The organism is Rubrivivax rivuli, assembly GCF_004016505.1.
Lineage (GTDB): Bacteria > Pseudomonadota > Gammaproteobacteria > Burkholderiales > Burkholderiaceae_C > Rubrivivax > Rubrivivax rivuli.
On the sequence record NZ_SACR01000004.1, the window covers coordinates 436,025 to 451,285 of the forward strand.

12 protein-coding genes are annotated in these 15,261 nt (G+C 72.4%); 5 read left to right on the top strand and 7 right to left on the bottom strand.

The features are described 5' to 3' along the window. Nucleotides 1–61 precede the first annotated feature (61 nt). Nucleotides 62–3,262 (top strand): bifunctional diguanylate cyclase/phosphodiesterase, encoded by a 3,201-nt coding sequence (locus EOE66_RS14280; RefSeq protein WP_245479066.1) that lies wholly within the window; start codon nt 62–64, stop codon nt 3,260–3,262. Here EOE66_RS14280 and EOE66_RS14285 read toward each other — a convergent pair. The 3 genes from EOE66_RS14285 to EOE66_RS14295 are packed head-to-tail and all read right to left on the bottom strand — an operon-like array spanning nt 3,238 to nt 6,440. Beyond that, the gene (locus EOE66_RS14285; protein ID WP_128229399.1) at nt 3,238–3,765 is read right to left on the bottom strand and encodes a dihydrofolate reductase; all 528 of its coding nucleotides are present in this window, start codon (nt 3,763–3,765) and stop codon (nt 3,238–3,240) included. The two genes, EOE66_RS14280 and EOE66_RS14285, sit on opposite strands and share 25 nt — an antisense overlap. 17 nt (nt 3,766–3,782) lie before the next feature. Beyond that, nucleotides 3,783–4,625 carry a thymidylate synthase gene (locus EOE66_RS14290; protein ID WP_128229400.1) on the bottom strand — a complete coding sequence of 281 codons (843 nt, stop codon included), beginning with the start codon at nt 4,623–4,625 and terminating at the stop codon, nt 3,783–3,785. A 9-nt stretch (nt 4,626–4,634) separates the two neighbouring features. Continuing rightward, nucleotides 4,635–6,440 carry an ABC transporter transmembrane domain-containing protein gene (locus tag EOE66_RS14295; RefSeq protein WP_128229401.1) on the bottom strand — a complete coding sequence of 602 codons (1,806 nt, stop codon included), beginning with the start codon at nt 6,438–6,440 and terminating at the stop codon, nt 4,635–4,637. A gap of 124 nt (nt 6,441–6,564) precedes the next feature. Between EOE66_RS14295 and EOE66_RS14300 the strand changes: the two genes are divergently transcribed. After that, nucleotides 6,565–7,437 (top strand): diguanylate cyclase, encoded by an 873-nt coding sequence (locus EOE66_RS14300; RefSeq protein WP_245479044.1) that lies wholly within the window; start codon nt 6,565–6,567, stop codon nt 7,435–7,437. A 12-nt stretch (nt 7,438–7,449) separates the two neighbouring features. On the opposite strand, the gene EOE66_RS14305 is transcribed toward EOE66_RS14300, so the two are convergent. Next, the gene (locus EOE66_RS14305; protein ID WP_205702707.1) at nt 7,450–8,595 is read right to left on the bottom strand and encodes a lipocalin-like domain-containing protein; all 1,146 of its coding nucleotides are present in this window, start codon (nt 8,593–8,595) and stop codon (nt 7,450–7,452) included. Between the two features lie 237 nt (nt 8,596–8,832). Here EOE66_RS14305 and EOE66_RS14310 point away from each other — a divergent pair, with 237 nt between their 5' ends. After that, complete coding sequence (locus tag EOE66_RS14310; protein ID WP_164885114.1) at nt 8,833–9,765, top strand: ketopantoate reductase family protein; 933 nt, start codon at nt 8,833–8,835, stop codon at nt 9,763–9,765. A gap of 5 nt (nt 9,766–9,770) precedes the next feature. Beyond that, entirely contained in the window at nt 9,771–10,070 is a 300-nt protein-coding gene (locus EOE66_RS14315) for a VF530 family protein (RefSeq protein ID WP_128229403.1), read from the top strand. Nucleotides 10,071–10,079: 9 nt separating this feature from the next. Here EOE66_RS14315 and EOE66_RS14320 read toward each other — a convergent pair whose 3' ends face one another. The 3 genes from EOE66_RS14320 to EOE66_RS14330 form a co-directional block, all read right to left on the bottom strand. After that, entirely contained in the window at nt 10,080–11,030 is a 951-nt protein-coding gene (locus tag EOE66_RS14320) for an acetamidase/formamidase family protein (RefSeq protein ID WP_128229404.1), read from the bottom strand. 114 nt (nt 11,031–11,144) lie between these two features. Next, a complete protein-coding gene (locus EOE66_RS14325; RefSeq protein ID WP_128229405.1) occupies nt 11,145–13,718 on the bottom strand; it encodes an ABC transporter permease in 2,574 nt (857 codons plus the stop codon). A gap of 10 nt (nt 13,719–13,728) precedes the next feature. Then, entirely contained in the window at nt 13,729–14,376 is a 648-nt protein-coding gene (locus EOE66_RS14330) for an ABC transporter ATP-binding protein (RefSeq protein ID WP_128229406.1), read from the bottom strand. Nucleotides 14,377–14,473: 97 nt separating this feature from the next. On the opposite strand from EOE66_RS14330, the gene EOE66_RS14335 reads away from it, so the two are divergent. Further along, complete coding sequence (locus tag EOE66_RS14335; RefSeq protein ID WP_128229407.1) at nt 14,474–15,256, top strand: SDR family oxidoreductase; 783 nt, start codon at nt 14,474–14,476, stop codon at nt 15,254–15,256. The last annotated feature ends 5 nt before the right edge of the window (nt 15,257–15,261 follow it).

Consider the following 15,261-nt stretch of genomic DNA (forward strand, 5'->3'; position numbering starts at 1 on the left):
TGCCTGGACCGCCCCACCGGCGCCCCGGCCACCTTCTGGCGCCGGTGCTGCCTACACGCGCCTGCTCGGGCGGTTGAGCGTCAGCCGCAAGCTGCTGTTGATCTACCTGCTGGACCTGACGGCGGTGATCTTCATCAGCGGCATCCTCATCAACGAGAAGTTCATCGCCATCGACTTCGCCCGCAAGGAAGTGCAGGGCAATGCCTATGTGCAGGCCGTTCGCGACCCGCTGGTGGACGCCGCCCTTGCGGCCACCGGCGAAGCGAACGAGCGCACGCGCCTGAGCGGCCATGCCGGAGCCGTGCTCGATGCCGAGCGTGCGCTGGGAAGGGGCATGGACAGCGCCGAGCTGGCAGCGCAGGTGGCCCGTGCGCTGCAAGCCGCCGGCGCATCGCCCGAGGAAGAACGTGCGCAGCGTGTGGACAAGGTGCTCGCCCAGGGCCGTGACCTGCTGACCCGCGTGGGCAACCAGAGCAACCTGATTCTCGACCCCGACCTCGACAGCTACTACACGATGTCGCTGCTGGTGCTGCGCTATCCAGAACTGCTGGAGCAGGTGCACGGTGTCGGCCGGCTGCTGCAGGCCGGAGCGGTGGCGCGCGACACCGGAGGGCAGCGCACGCAGTTCCTGATCTTCGAGGGGCGCATGGAAGCCACCGCCCGCGGCATCCAGAGCGACCATGCCGAGGCCTATGCCGCTGGCGGGCCGGCCTTGCGCCAGGCCCTGCAGCCCAGCCAGCAGGCGCTGGAGACGGCGCTGGAGGCCTACCGCCGCGCCGCGCGCCAGGTGGCCGACGAAGGCGCTTCCAAGGCCACGCTCGGCCAGGCGCGGGACGCCCAGCGCGCACTCGTGGAGGCGCTGCAGCGCAGCTGGCGCGCCAGCAACGTGCAGATGGACCGCCTGCTGCATGCCCGCATCGACGGCCTGTACCAGCGCATGTGGCTGCATCTGGGCCTGGCCTTGGCGTTGCTGGGGGCCATCCTCGCCATCGTGACGCTGGTGGCACGCTCGATCTCGCGGCCGCTGAGGCACCTGTCGGGCGTGGCCGACACCGTGCGCCGCACCGGCGACCACAGCCTGCGCGCGCAGTGGGACAGCAGCGACGAGATCGGCCGTCTCGTGGCAGCCTTCAACGAGATGCTGGGCCAGCTCGACCGCGAGCGCGAGGCGCAGAAGGAACTGGCCGCCAGCGCGCGTGCCGCCGACGCGCAGCGTTCCCTCGTGGAAAGCACGCCCATCGCCCTGGTGGTCACCAGCATCCCCGGGCACGACGTGCTGCACGCCAACCCGCCGGCCGATGCCTGGCTGGGCGGCCGCCGCCAGGACCCCTGGAAAGCCGGCCTGGAGCCCGGCGTGCGGGCGCGCTTCTTCCAGCAGCTCAGCGACCGCGGCGCCGTCAACGAGTTCGAGGTGCGCTGGCTCGCGGGGGCCGAGCCGGCCTGGGCCGTGCTCTCGGCGCGGCGTCTCAGCTACCAGGGCCAGGACGCGCTGCTCACCGCCTTCGCGCCCATCAACCACCTCAAGCTGATGGAGCGGCGGCTGGAGCTGTGGGCCAAGGTCTTCGAGGCCAGCAGCGAGGGCATCCTCATCGTGGACGCCGACCGGCGCATCCTCAGCGCCAACCAGGCCTTCTCGCGGCACTCCGGCTATGAACTGCAGGAGGTGGTGGGCGAGAAGCCCGAGCTGCTGCTGGCCCCCAGCAACAGCACCCTGCCCGAGGCGCTGTGGCACACGGTGATGCTGCGCGGCACCTGGCAGGGCGAACTCAACCTGCGCCGTCGCAATGGCAGCGAGTACCCGGCCTGGGTGATGGTCAACGCGGTGCGTCAGGCCAGCGGCTGGGTGCAGGGCGGAGCGGGCGGGCAGGCCGGCCGTGGCGGTGGCGAGGTCTCGCACTACATCTTCACCAGCATCGACATCAGCGATCGCAAGCGCAGCGAGCAGCGCATCCGCTTCCTGGCAGAGCACGACGTGCTCACCGAACTGCCCAACCGCAGCCTGTGCACGGAACGCCTGCGCCTGGCGGTGCAGCAGGCGCAGCGTCAGGGGCGCAAGGTGGCGGTGATGTTCATCGACCTCGACCGCTTCAAGGACATCAACGACAGCCTGGGCCACCACATCGGCGACGGCCTGCTGCGCAGCGTGGCGGGTCGGCTGCTGGACGCGGTGCGCGCCGGCGATACCGTCAGCCGCCTGGGCGGCGACGAGTTCGTGGTCGTGCTGGCCGACCTGGAGAGCGTGGACGAAGCCGCCCACATCGCGCACGAGCGCCTGATGCTGCGCGTGCGCGAGCCGCACCGCGTGGAGGGCGCCGAGCTGCATGTGTCCTGCAGCGTGGGCATTGCGATCTTCCCCGATGACGCCACCGACATCGACCTGCTGATGCGCGACGCCGACACCGCCATGTACCAGGCCAAGGCCGGGGGCAAGGACAAGGCGCAGTTCTTCAGCGCGGAGATGACCGCGCGCGCCGAGCAGCGCCTGTACATGGAAGCCCAGCTGCGCCATGCCCAGGCGCTGAACCAGCTGCAGCTGCACTGGCAGCCGCGGGTGTGCGCACACAGCGGGCGCATGCTCGGCGTGGAAGGCCTGTTGCGCTGGCAGCACCCTGAGCTGGGCGCGGTGTCACCCGCGGTCTTCATTCCGCTGGCCGAGGAGAGCGGGCTGATCGTGCAGCTCGGCGCCTGGGTCATCGAGCAGGCCTGCGCGCAGATCGCAGCCTGGCGCGAGGCCGGGCTGCCGGCCTTTTTCGTCAGCATCAATCTCTCGGCCCGCCAACTTCGCGACGAACGGCTGATCAACACGGTGCGCGAGTGCCTGGCCCGCCACGCGGTGCCCGAGGGCCAGCTGGAGCTGGAGCTGACCGAATCGATGGTGATGGACAAGGCCAGCAGCAACCTGCTGCAGCTGCACGCGCTGCGCGCGCTGGGCGTGGGCCTGGCCATCGACGACTTCGGCACCGGCTACTCGAGCCTGGCCTATCTCAACCGTTTCCCGATCACCAAGCTGAAGATCGACCGCAGCTTCGTGCACGACATGCTCGAGGACCCTAGCGACCGCGCCATCACGCTGGCCATCATCGGCCTGGGGCACACGCTGGGCCTGAAGGTGGTGGCCGAGGGCGTGGAGCGCCCGCGCGAGGCGGCCTTGCTGCGCGAAGCCCGCTGCGACGAGCTGCAGGGTTACCTGTTCGGCAGGCCCATGCCGGCCGAGGCGCTGCCGCGCTGGCTCGCCGATCAGGCCGACGCCGCGCCCGGCTGAGTGGCTGCGCCGCGCCGGTAGGTGACGAAGCTGAAGTCGAAATCGTTGGGCGCTGCGGCGTGGTGCCGTTCCCGGGCCACCTCCACGTAACCCAGGCCGTCGAAGGCGGGGAAACGTGCGTCGCCGGCGATGTCGGCCTCGATCTCGGTGAGCAGCAGGGTGTGGGCCAGCGGCAGCGCCGCGGCATAAAGCTCGGCGCCCCCGATGACGAAGAGGCGCGGCGCACCGGCCAGCCGCGACAGCGCCTCCGCCAGGCCGTGCGCCGCCTCGGCGCCCTCGGCCTGCCAAGCGGCGTTGCGTGTCACGACCACGTTGCGCCGCCCGGGCAGCGGGCGGAAGCGCGGCGGCAGCGAATCCCAGGTCTTGCGCCCCATCACCACCGGGTGGCCGCGCGTGGCGTTGCGGAAGTGGGCCATGTCCTCCGGCAGGTGCCAGGGCAGCGCGTTGTCGATGCCGATGACGCGGCAGCGCGCCATCGCGGCGATGAGCACGATCTCGCTCATGGCGCCCGCCGCCGCGGTCAAACCGCCACCGGCGCCTTGATGGCCGGGTGCGGGTCGTAGCCCTCGACGGCGAAGTCTTCGAGCTGGTAGTCGAAGATCGAATCGGGCCGACGCAGGATCTTCAGCGTGGGGTAGGGGCGCGGCTCGCGGCTCAACTGCAGCGCCACCTGCTCAGCGTGGTTGCTGTAGAGGTGGCAGTCGCCGCCGGTCCAGACGAAATCGCCCACGTCCAGATCGCACTGCTGCGCCAGCATGTGCGTCAGCAGCGCGTAGCTGGCGATGTTGAAGGGCACGCCCAGAAAGATGTCGGCGCTGCGCTGGTAGAGCTGGCAGCTGAGCTGGCCGCGCTGGCCCGGCGCCTGCGGCGGCGCCACGTAGAACTGGAAGAAGGCGTGGCAGGGCATCAGCGCCATCTTCGAGAGCTCGGCCACGTTCCAGGCGCTGACGATGATGCGGCGGCTGTCGGGGTTGGTCTTGAGCTGCTCCACCACCTGGCTGATCTGGTCGATGTGGCCGCCATCGGCCGTGGGCCAGCTGCGCCACTGCACGCCGTACACGGGCCCCAGGTCGCCGTCGGGGCCGGCCCACTCGTCCCAGATCGTCACGCCGCGTTCCTGCAGCCACCTGGCGTTGCCGTCGCCGCGCAGGAACCACAGCAGCTCCAGGATCACCGCTTTCAGGAACACCTTCTTGGTGGTGATCAGCGGGAAACCTTCGCTGAGCTTGAAGCGCATCTGGTGGCCGAACACGCTGGTGGTGCCGGTGCCGGTGCGGTCGCCCTTGGCCACGCCTTGCGTGGCGACATGGCGCATGAAGTCTTCGTACTGGGTGCGAACGGGGCGGAGGGGGCGGTCTTGCATGGCGGCGGATTATCCCGGCTGCCCGGTTTCGGGATGCTGGCCAAACTGCATCGCAGCCAGGCGCGCATACAGGCCGCCACGGGCCACCAGCTCGTCGTGCGTGCCGATGTCGACGATGCGGCCCTCGTCCATCACCACGATGCGGTCGGCGCGCAGCACCGTGGCCAGGCGGTGTGCGATGACGAGTGTGGTGCGGTCGGCCATGGCCGCTTCCAGCGCCTGCTGCACCACGCGTTCGCTCTCGGCGTCCAGCGCGCTGGTGGCTTCGTCCAGCAGCAGCAGCGGCGGGTTCTTGAGCATCGCGCGGGCGATGCTGATGCGCTGGCGCTGGCCGCCGCTCAGGCGCACGCCGCGTTCGCCCAGGTAGGTGGCGTAACCCTCGGGCAGGGCGGTGATGAAGTCGTGCGCGTAGGCGGCCTTGGCGGCGGCGTAGACCTCTTCGTCGGTGGCCTCGGGGCGGCCGTAGCGGATGTTCTCCAGCGCGCTGGTGGAGAACACCGTGCTGTCCTGCGGCACGATGCCGATGCGCTGGCGCAGCGTGGCCAGCGGCAGCGCCGGCAGCGGCACGCCATCCAGCCGCACCTGGCCCGATTGCACGTCATAAAAGCGCAGCAGCAGCTGCAGCACCGTGCTCTTGCCCGCGCCGCTGGGGCCCACCAGCGCCACCGTCTCGCCGGCGGCGATGTGCAGGCTGAACTGCTGCAGCGCCGCCTGCTTGGGGCGCGAGGGGTAGTGGAAGACCACGTCGTCGAAGCTCACCGCGCTGCCGCCCTGCACCGCGGGCAGGGCCTGGGGCTGCGCCGGGTCTTGCACGGGCGATCTTGCGGCCAGCAGCTCCATCAGCCGCTCGGTCGCACCCGCGGCGCGCAGCAGGTCGCCATAGACCTCGCTGAGCACCGCCACCGCGCCCACGAGGATGATCACGAAGACCACTGTCTGCCCCAGGTGGCCGGCGCTGATGTTGCCGGCGATGACGGCCTGCGTGCCCTGGTACAGGCCCCAGAGCAGCGCGCCGAAGGTGGCGGTGATCATGAAAGCCACCAACAGCGCGCGCACGCGGGTGCGCTTGCGGGCCGTCTCGAAGGCGTCTTCGGTGCTGCGGTCGAAACGCGCGGCCTCGCGGCCCTCCTGCACGTAGCTCTGCACCACCGGTATCTCGGCCAGCACCTCTGCGGCGATGGCGCTGCTGTCGGCCACGCGGTCCTGGCTGGCGCGGCTGAGCTTGCGCACGCGGCGGCCGAAGTAGATGCTGGGCAGCACCACCAGCACCAGCACGCCCAGCACCTGCGACATCACCCAGGGGTTGGTGACGATCAAGGCGATCAGCGCGCCCGCGCCCATCACCACGTTGCGCAGCCCCATGCTCAGGCTGCTGCCCACCACGGTCTGCACCAGCGTGGTGTCGGTGGTCAGGCGGCTCAGCACCTCGCCGGTCTTGGTGCTCTCGAAGAACTCGGGGCTCTGGCGCAGCACGTGGGCGTAGACGGCGTTGCGCAGGTCGGCCGTGATGCGCTCGCCCAGCCAGCTGACGACGTAGAAGCGCGCTGCCGAGAAGGTGCCCAGCGCCGCGGCCACGCCGAAGAGCGCCAGGAAGTGCCCGCGCAGCTGCATCAGGCGCTCGCCGGGCTCGGCGGCCACGAGGCCCTGGTCGATCAGCACCTTCAGCGCCACCGGAAAGGCCAGTGTGCTGGCCGCGGCCAGCACCAGGAAGACGAAGGCCAGCCCCACCTGCAGGCGGTAGGGGCGGATGAAGGGCAGCAGGCCCGACAGGGATTTCGGGCTGGCGCCCGGCGGGCGCGTGGGGGTCTCGGGCATGGGCGCGAGTCTATGCGGCGGCCCCGGCCCACCCGGGTTGCGGGGGGCCTGCAGGGCGCCAAACTGCAGCCAGCCCTTCAGTTGCGGCCGCTTGTGGTCGAATACCCGGGTAGACCCTCGCAAGATGAGCGCCCCCACCCCGCACCCGGCCACCGAAGCCGCCCCGCCGCCCGCCCGTGCCGCCGTGTCCCTGGCCGGGCTGCTGGCGTTTCTGGGCGTGGGCGGCGTGCTGATGGCCGGCGCCGTGGCGCTGGCCCTGTGGCCCTGGCTGAACGGCCAGGGCTGGGCCGCCGAGTCCGCGGGCGCCTGGAGCGCAGCCCTGGGTGCCACGGCCGGGCTGGTGCTGGCCGGCGTGCCGATGGCGCTGCTGGTCTGGAAGCTGGCGCGCGAGTTGGCCCCGGGCGGTGGCCGCGCCGACGCCGGCGCCGCCCCGCCGGCCGGCATGCCCCGCGCGCTGTTCATGACCCTGGCCGAGCGCGAGTTCGCGCGGGCCCGCCGCTACGGCACCGGCGCCGCCCTGGTGCTGGTGGACATCGACCGCTACGCCCGCCTGTGCGAAGCCCGTGGCCTGGCCGCGGGCGACGCGGTGCTAGCGCAGTTGCTCTGCCTCACCGCCCCCACCCTGCGCACGGCCGATGTGCTGACGCAGTTCGGGCCGGCGCAGATGGCCGTCTTCCTGGTGCATGCCGATGCCACGGGCGCGCTCGACGTGGCCGAGCGCCTGCGCGAGCGCGCCGAGCAGATGGAAGTGCCGCACCCCGAGCACCCGGCCGGCGCTCCGCTGCGCGTGACGGTGAGCACCGGCGTGGCCCACCTGCGCCCGGCGCACCTGAACCTGCAGGCGCTGGTGGAAGACGCGCAGGACGCCCTGATCGCGGCACGCGCCGCGGGCGGCAACTGCGTCCGTGCTGCGCCGGTGGACCTGGGCGGCGTCAGCCGCACCGACACCCTGCCCGAGCGCCGCCGCGCCCAGCCGCGGCCCAACAACGACGCCTGAACCGGCCCGCGGCTAGAGCTTCAGCCGCTGCGCGTAACCCGTCATCTCCAGGTAGCCCAGGCCCACGCGCCGGCCCTGGCTGTCGAGCAGTTCGCTCAGGCCTTCCCAGTAGACCGTGCCGGTGCTGCTGCGGCTGTCGAGTTCCTGCGCGTCGACCAGCGCGTTCACGGTCCAGGCCCCGGCCGGGGTGGTCACCTGCCACTGCACCGGGTAGCTGGCGGCCGTGGCCGGGCTGCGCCAGCGGCGGCCGGCGCCGAAGCGCACCTCGTCGGGGCCGAACGCCCGCACCGCGCCGCCCGGCGCGCGGTGGCTGCCGCCGGCCCACAGCGCGCTGCCGTCGGCACGGCGCAGCACGAAGGCGGTGAGCGCCGACCCGTCGAAGAGGTTGATGCCGATCCAGTCCCAGCCCACGGCGTCGGCGGCCAGGATCTCGTCGCTCCACTCGTGGTCCATCCAGGCGCGGCCACGGCCGGTGGCCGGACGGTCGCCCACGTGCACGGTGCCGCCGGCCTGCAACTGCACCTCGCTGTAGTAGTGGCTGGCCTGCTGCGGTTCGGGGCCCTTGCGCGACCAGCCGGCCTCGCCCTGCAACAGCAGCGGCTGGGTGCGGGCGAGGTAAAGGTCCAGCGCCAGCGGGCTGCCGGGCAGGGGCACGCTGTCGGCGCGCGCGGGTGTGGGCTTCAGGTGGGTGCGCACGCGCCAGCCGCGGCCGTCGTCTTCCATCGTCCAGCTGCCCAGTTGCACCGCGCCCTGCGTGGTGCTGGCATGGCCGGTGGCGGCGCCGGGCTGGCCGCTCCAGCGCTGCAGGCGCTGATCATGCGCGTGGCGCCCGCTGGCGATGTCGGTGACGGCGGCGTGCGCGAACAGCAGTTGCCGCGCTGCGAAGCGGCTCGGGTTGTCGTCGGCCAGGAAGGTGCGGCTGCGGAAGAAGGTGATCTGGAAGCCGTGCGTCGGCGCGGCTTCGGTGCCCAGCCAGCCGGTCGCGTACCACCACTCGGTGCGCGCGGCGAGGTGCGCGCCGTGGTCGGCCGGGAAGCCGAGCACGCGGCCGCGCTGCACGCTGGCGCTGGCTGCGCCTGCGGCGGCCCAGGGTGTGCCGGCCAGCGCGGCCAGGGCCTGCAGCCAGCGGCGGCGGCTGGGCGGGGTGAGGCGGCTCACGGCTTGGCCTCGACGCCACGGTCGGTTCTGTCGGCGCGGATCATGGATGTCATGGGGAGAAGTTCGGGATCACCGGCTTGCGGCGCCGTGCCCGGCCGGGCAGCGTAACGCGAGTCTCGCCGCCTCGAGCGAGGCCCTGCGATCGACCTTGCGTGGCGGTGCATGATCCACATTCACAGCCCGCCGGGCTTGGGGTGCGGCCTGCTGCGGGCTGCACCGGGGCGATGGAGAGAACGAATGCGGATCGTGATCATGGGCAGTGGGGGCGTCGGGGCCTACGTGGGCGCGCGGCTTCAGGCGGCGGGCGAAGACGTGGCCTTCATCGCCCGGGGCGCCCACCTGCAGGCCCTGCAGGCCGGGGGCTTGCACCTGCAGCACCCGCAGCACCCGCTGCACCTGCCCCAGGTGCAGGTGAGCGCCGAGGCCCGCGAACTGGCCCGCAGCGGCCCGGCCGATCTCGTTGTCTTCGCCGTCAAGCTGGGCGACACGGTGACCGCGGCGCGTGCGCTGGGCCCCTTGCTCGGCCCGCAGACGCGCATCCTCACGCTGCAGAACGGCATCGACAGCGTCGGCCTCATCCAAGCGGAAGTCGGCACGACGACAGTGCGCGGCGGCGTCATCTACGTCTCTGCCGTGATCGACCGGCCCGGCGTGATCCGCAGCCCGGGCGGGCTGCATGTCATCGTGGCCGATGCCGGTGGTGGCGACCCCGTGATGGCCGCCTTCTTCGAGGCCTGCGGCCGTGCCACCGCGTTGCAGGCCAAGCCCACGGACGACATCCGCGCGGTGCTGTGGGAGAAGTTCATCGCACTGAGCGCGCTGTCGGCCACCACCTCGCTGCTGCGTGCGCCGATGGGCGCCATCCTGGCCCACCCCGAGACCCGTGCGCTGCAGCGCCAACTCATCGAAGAGGCGGTGGCCGTGGCCGAGGCCGCCGGCGTGCCCCAGCGCGCCGGCCTGGTCGAGGAAGTGATGACGAAACTGGCGGCCATGCCGGCCAACTTCCGCTCGTCGATGTCTGAAGACCTCGCACGCGGCAAGCCGCTGGAACTGAACTGGCTGTCCGGCCGAGTGCATGCACTCGGCCAGCAACTGGGCGTGCCGACGCCGGCGCACAGCACGGCGTGGCGCGCGCTGGTGCTCTATGTCGACGGCCAGACGGGCGTCTGAGCGCGATGTCGAATCCGATTCCGCCGCCGCCCCCTTCACCCCCGCCGGCGCAGCCGCGCAACCCGCTGCACGGCAAGTCGCTGGAGGCCCTCCTCACCGAGCTGGTGGCGCACTACGGCTGGGACGGCCTCGCGCAGCGCGTGGCCCTGCGCTGCTTCAGCAACGAGCCCAGCGTGGGCTCCAGCCTGAAGGTGCTGCGCAAGACCCCGTGGGCGCGCGAGAAGGTGGAGAGCCTGTACCTCTTCATGCTGCGCGAGAGGCTGCGCGGTGCGCGGCGCGAGGGCCTGCCCCGTGCAGGCTCCTGAGCGCCCCCCTCAGCGCTGGATCAGGGCCTTGGGCAGCATGCCGTGCACGCCCTTGTGCCCGTTGACGCTCTGCGTGATGCGGAAGTCCACCGCCAGGCTGCACAGGGTGTAGGCGTCCTCGCGGCCGAGGCCGGCGTGCTCGCCCAGCAAGGCGATCATGTCGCGCAGCGCCATCTCCAGGGCACGGTCGAGGTCGGGGTCGGTGCCCATGGTGATCCAGTGCGTGGGCGTTTCCCCTCGCGGAAAGCTCAAGCCCTGGCCCGCGGCCCGCTTGTGCAGCACCAGTTCGAAGGTGCCCAGCAGGGCCGTCTCTATCGCGGTGACACACACCTCGCCATCCCCTTGTGCGCCGTGCCCGTCGCCGCAGGAGAAGAGGGCGCCGGGCGCGTGCACCGGCAGGTACAGGCGGGTGCCGGGGCCGAGTTCCTTGTTGTCCAGATTGCCGCCGTGCGCGCGGGGCTGGATGGTGCTGATGCGGCCCCAGTTCGGCGGTGGCGCCACGCCCATCACGCCGAAGAACGGGTGCAGCGGCAGCGCCAGGCCCCAAGGCAGCAAGGCGACGCCCCGCTCGCGATCGAGCGGGATGTTGAGGTGCCGGTAGGCCTGGAAATCGTCGGGCAGGGTGCCCGCCAAGGGGCGGATCACGTTGTAGCCCCAGTCCTGCCGCAGCTGCACGTCGATGATGCGCACCTCCAGCACGTCGCCCGGCATCGCGCCTTCCACCGCAACGGGGCCGGTCAGGATGTGCCCGGGCATGGCCATGGGCAGGCGGGCGTGGATGTCCAGCAGCTCCGGCGGCACGTGGAAGCCTGCCGGCGGCAGCACCGCGCTGCCGCCGCTGACCGTCGCGACCGTGAAGCGCTGGCCGCTGGCCACGGTCAGCGCCGGCTTCAGGCTGGCATCGAAGAAGCCCCAGTGGCAGGTTTCGACGCTGGCAGGCAGGTGGGGCAGGGTGCTCATGGCCTGCATGATGAGGCCGGGCCGGCGGCCCCGTTCCCTCGCCCGGTTCTTCGGCGCGCTGCCCGGCGGCGCCACGGGCACGCGCTGGCCTGTGCGGTGCACACGGGTTTCGCCTTACCAGTCTTCCTTCACGCTCAGCACCGCGGCGCGGCCCGAGGCGCGGCGCGCGCTGAAGGCCGCGGTGGCGGTGCCGGCGGCCAGCACCGCCAGCGCCAGCAGCGCCAGCCGGCCCCAGGGCAGCACGAGTTCCATGGTCCAGTGGAAGCTCTGCGGGTTCACCACGAACACCAGCACCATGCTCACCGCCACGCCCAGCACCAGGCCCACCAGCGTGCCGGCGGCCACCCAGGCGCCGGCCTCGCCGGCCACCACGCCCACCACCTGGCGGCGCGTGAGGCCCAGGTGCGCGAGCAGGCCGAACTCCTTGCGCCGCGCCAGCACCTGCGCCGAGAGGCTGGCCGCGATGCCGATGAGCCCGATGGCAATCGCCACGGCCTGCAGGTAGTAGGTGACGGCGAAGCTGCGGTCGAAGATGCGCAGCGAGAGCTGGCGCAGCTCGCTCGCGCTGGCGAACTCCAGCATGGCCGGGTCGGGCAGCAGGGCGCGCAGCGCGTCCTGCACGGCGGCGGGGCTGGCGCCGGGCGCCAGCCACAGCGCCAGGTCGTTCAAGCGATCGTCTTTCGTCAAGCGGCGGTAGTCGCCTTCGGCCATCACCACGGCGCCGAACTGGCGCGCGTAGTCGCGCCAGACACCGCGCACGCGCACCGGCACCTGCTGGCCGGCCAGCGGCAGCGTGAGGCGGCTGCCGGCTTGCGCGCCGTAGAGCGCGACCATCGCCTCGCTGACGAACACGCCCACCTCGCCGGGCCGCACCACAGCGGGCGGCAGCGGCGCCTCCAGCAGCGGCAGCGCGTCTTGCGGTGAGGCCAGTTCGCGCGCGATCAGGCTCACGGCGGGGCGGTCGGGCGCCATCTGCAGCGCGCGGGTGCGCGAGGCCAGCACACGCTCCACGCCCGGCACGGCGGCGGCGCGTTGCGCGAAATCGGGCGGCAGCCAGGCCTGCTCGGCGCTGGCGCCGCTGCCGGCGCTGCGCGCGTACAGGTCGGCCGGCAGCACGCTGGCCAGCCACTGCGTGACGCCGTCGCGGAAGCTGGCCACCATCACCGTGAGCGCCACGCTCAGCGCCAGGCTGGCGACCACGCCGGCCACCGCGGCGGTGGCGGTGCGGCGCTGGAAACGCGCGCGCTGCAGCGCCAGCAGCGGCAGCGCGCCCAGCGTGGCGCGCCGTGCCGGGCCCACCCCGGCCAGCAGCGCGTGCACGACGGCCGGCACCAGGGCCACGCCGCCCAGCAGCAGCGCGGCCACGCCCACGTAGGCCGCCAGCGGCAGGCCGAAGAGCGGCGGCAGGAAGGCCGCGCCGGTGCCCAGCGCCAGCAGCGCCAGCCCCGGCCACGCGGGCGGCGCGCTGCCGCCTGGGGTGCCCAGGCCCTTCAAGGCCTGCGCGGGTGACAGGGCCTCGGCCTGCCGCGCCGGCCACCACCCACCCAGCACCGCCGAGACCGTGCCCAAGGCGCCGAAGACCAGCGTGCCGGCCACGCCCACCTGCAGCGGGGGCACGATGCCGGGGAAGTAACCGCCGCCCAGATCCCCCGCCAGGAAACGCAGCGCCGCCGCGGCCAGGCCGGCGCCGGCCAGCAGGCCCAGCACGCTGCCCGCGGCGCCCAGCAGCGCGCACTCGGCCAGCACCCACCGCCGGCGTTCGGCCGCCGTGAGCCCCAGCACGCCCAGCAGCGCGAAGGCCGGTGTGCGCTGCGCCACGCTGAGCGAGACCACGCTGAAGACGAGGAAGGCGCCAACGAACAAGGCCACCAGCGCCAGCACCGTGAGGTTCACGCGGTAGGCGCGGCTGAGGTTGCTGACACGCTGCTCGGTGTCGTCGGCGGCGCGCGCCTGCACGCCCGCGGGCAGCTCGGTGCGCCGCAGCCAATCGGCACGTTCGACACCCGGCTGCAGGCGCACGTCGATGCGCGACAGCCGCCCGATCTGCCCGAAAGCCGCCTGCGCGCCGGCCAGGTCCATCACCACCAGCGCCGTGCCGCCGGCACCGGTGGTGCCAGCCACGCGCAGCGGCACCCAGCGGGTGCCGGCCTGCAGCTTCAGCGTGCCGCCCTCGGGCTGCCCGGTGGCGCTGCGCGCACTCGGGTTGGGGAAGGCGGCGCCGGGGTCGAGGAAGACCAGGCGGTCTTCGCCCTCGGCGGACTTGGGCATCAGCGCCGGGGCCAGGGGCGCGGCGCGCAGCAGGTCCAGGCCGAGCACGCGCACAGGGATTCGGCCGCTGCTGCGCAGGCCTTCGAGTGCGGGGGCGCTGGCCGATGAGGCTGCAGCTGCCGGGCCTTGCGCATAGGTGTCGACCTCCAGCACCGGGCTGGCCAGCGCCACGTCGGGGTCGGTGGCGATGCGGTCGAAGAGGCTGTCATCGAAACCCTCGCGCGCGCCGCGCAGCGTGAGGTCGGGCTCGCCGTTGGCGGTGCGCACCGCGGCGCTGAACTCGGCCAGCGCGCTCTGGTTGATCAGGTGCACCGAGTAGGCCAGGGCCACGCCCAGTGCCACGGCGAGCAGGGCCACGCCGTGGCGCCACGGGTGGTGGCGCCACTCGCGCAGCGCCAGCAGCCAGAAGAGACTTTTCACGCGCGCAGGCTCATGCGGGCTGCACACCGGCCGGCGTGAGCCGCAGCACGCGGTCGGCCCGCGCGGCGGCGGCCTGGCTGTGTGTCACCAGCAGGCAGGCCGCGCCGGTGGCGCGCACCTCGTTACGCAGCAGGTCGAGCACGCGCGTGGCGGTGTCGGGGTCGAGGTTGCCGGTGGGCTCGTCGGCCAGGATCAGCCCCGGCGCGTGCGCCACCGCGCGGGCGATGGCCACACGCTGCAACTGCCCGCCCGAAAGCTGCGCTGGCAGCCTGTCACCCAGGCCCTGCAGGCCCACCGCGGCCAGCAGCGTGTTCACCCGCGCCGCATCGCTGCGGCCCAGCAGGCGCAGCGGCAGGCTCACGTTCTCGGCCACCGTCAGGTGCGGCAGCACGTGGAAGGCCTGGAAGACGAAACCCAGCTGCTCGCGGCGCAGGCGCGCGCAGCCGTCTTCGCCCAGCGTGGCCAGGTCGGTGCCTGCGATCAGCACCCGCCCGGTGTCGGCGCGGTCCAGCCCCGCGATGCAGTTCAGCAGCGTGCTCTTGCCCACGCCCGATTCGCCGAGCAGGGCCACGAATTCACCCCGCGGCAGGTGCAGGTTCAAGTCGTGGAAGACGGGGGTGTCGCCGTAGCGTTTGCCCAGGGAGTTCAGTTGCAGCATGAGCGTCGGATGATGCCGCAGCGGGCCTGCCCCTCGGGGGCTGCGTGCTATCGTGAACGCAGCCCGTGAAGAGGGGCGTCAACCAAGGTTTCTGAGCATGGCTTACCAGATCGATTTGTCGGGCCGCGTGGCCCTGGTCACCGGCGCTTCCAGCGGCCTGGGCGCGCAGTTCGCCAAGACCCTGGCCGCCGCCGGCGCGGGCGTGGTGCTGGCCGCGCGCCGCGTGGAGCGGCTGAAGACGCTCCGCGCCGAGATCGAGGCCGCGGGCGGCGACGCGCACGTGGTGGGCCTGGACGTCACCGACCCCACCAGCATCGCCGCCGCCGTGGCCCATGCCGAGACCGAGATGGGCGGCATCGACATCCTCGTCAACAACTCCGGCGTGGGCAGCACGCAGAAGCTCACCGATGTCACCCCCGAGAGCTACGACGAGGTGATGGCCGTCAACACGCGTGGCGCGTTTTTCGTCGCACAAGCCGTGGCCAAGCGCATGATCGCGCGCGCCAAGGGTCAGGCGCCGGGCGTCTATACGGGCGGGCGCATCGTCAACGTGGCCTCGATGGCGGCGCTGCAGGTCATGCCGCAGCTGGGCGTGTATTGCATGAGCAAGGCCGCCGTGGTGCACATGACGCGCGCGATGGCGCTGGAGTGGGGCCGCCACGGCATCAACGTCAATGCGATCTGCCCCGGCTACATCGACACCGAGATCAACCACCACGTCTGGCAGACCGAAGGCGGCCAGAAGATGGTCAAGGGCTTCCCGCGCCAACGCGTGGGCCAGCCGCAGGACCTGGACGCGCTGCTGATGATGCTGTGCGCCAACGAGAGCCATTTCATCAACGGCGCGGTGATTTCCGCCGACGACGGCCAGGGCCTCTGAAGGTG